Genomic DNA, 1,098 nt, shown 5'->3' with positions numbered 1-1,098 from the left:
TATACCCGTGATCATTGAAGATGCTTGATTTCTGATGAAATCAGGATCATGCTACGCACCATGAAAATTACTCTGACTCCTCAACAGAAACAACAGCTCGAAGAGATGCACGATTCAACTCGTGATGGTCGAGTGCGTGACCGCATCAAAGCAGTTTTACTTGCCTCTGAAGGTTGGAGTCAGATGATGATTTCTCAAGCTCTTCGTATTCACGAATCGACCGTCGCTCGTCATCTCAGTGATTATGTTCTCTCTGAAAAACTCAAGCCTGAAAATGGCGGTAGTCAAAGCCGACTTTCTGCTGGGCAAACCGTGCAGCTTATCGAACATCTGGCTGAAAACACGTACTTTCATACCCATCAAATTGTCGCTTATGTACAAGCAGAGTTTGGTATCCGTTATACCGTTGCTGGAATGAACAAGTGGTTACATCATCACGGTTTCTCATATAAGAAGCCGAAAGGTGTACCGCACAAGTTTAATCCAGAGATGCAGCAAGCCTTTATCGAATACTATAACGAGACGCTAAAAAGCAGCGAAGACCCTGTGCTGTTCATGGATGCCGTTCATCCTACGCAGTCAACAAAACTCAGTTATGGATGGATACGAAAAGGGCAAGACAAAGTGATTGAGACAACAGGCAGTCGAACTCGTCTTAATATTATCGGTGCGTTACCGCTTCAAAATATTGGCGCAACGGTGACAGAAACGTATGAGACGATAAACAGCGAGAGCATCGTTCGCTTCTTCTGGAAGCTCAAAAAGGAGCATTACCCGTTGGAGCAAAAAGTTCACCTAGTTCTTGATGGCGCCGCCTATCATCAGTCAGAGCTGGTGAGAAATGCGGCAAAAGTGCTCAATATTGAGCTTCATTACTTACCACCTTACAGTCCAAATTTAAATCCAATCGAGCGGCTTTGGAAAGTGATGAATGAACATGTGAGGAACAATATTTACTTCTCCTCCAAGTCAGAATTTACTTCAGCCATCAAGGAGTTTTTCGATGTAACGCTACCAGAAGTTGCAGGCTCATTGTCATCCAGAATTACGGATAATTTTCAGATATTGAAACCTGCATCTTCAAGTTGAACGGGTATA

1 protein-coding gene is annotated in these 1,098 nt (G+C 43.5%); it reads left to right on the top strand.

Going from position 1 to position 1,098, the window contains the following annotated elements; genetic code table 11:
- Window positions 1-60 precede the first annotated feature (60 nt).
- Window positions 61-1,089 (top strand): IS630 family transposase, encoded by a 1,029-nt coding sequence (locus OCT63_RS21350; protein ID WP_269984591.1) that lies wholly within the window; start codon window positions 61-63, stop codon window positions 1,087-1,089.
- Window positions 1,090-1,098: the final 9 nt, after the last annotated feature.

The organism is Vibrio sp. RW (assembly GCF_027587105.1).
GTDB classification, from domain to species: Bacteria; Pseudomonadota; Gammaproteobacteria; order Enterobacterales; family Vibrionaceae; genus Vibrio; species Vibrio toranzoniae.
This window is presented reverse-complemented; position numbering and strand designations above follow the sequence as displayed.

Coding starts and splice junctions, on each gene's coding strand:
- OCT63_RS21350 (WP_269984591.1), top strand. CDS start 61: ATGAAAATTACTCTGACTCCTCAACAGAAACAACAGCTCGAAGAGATG.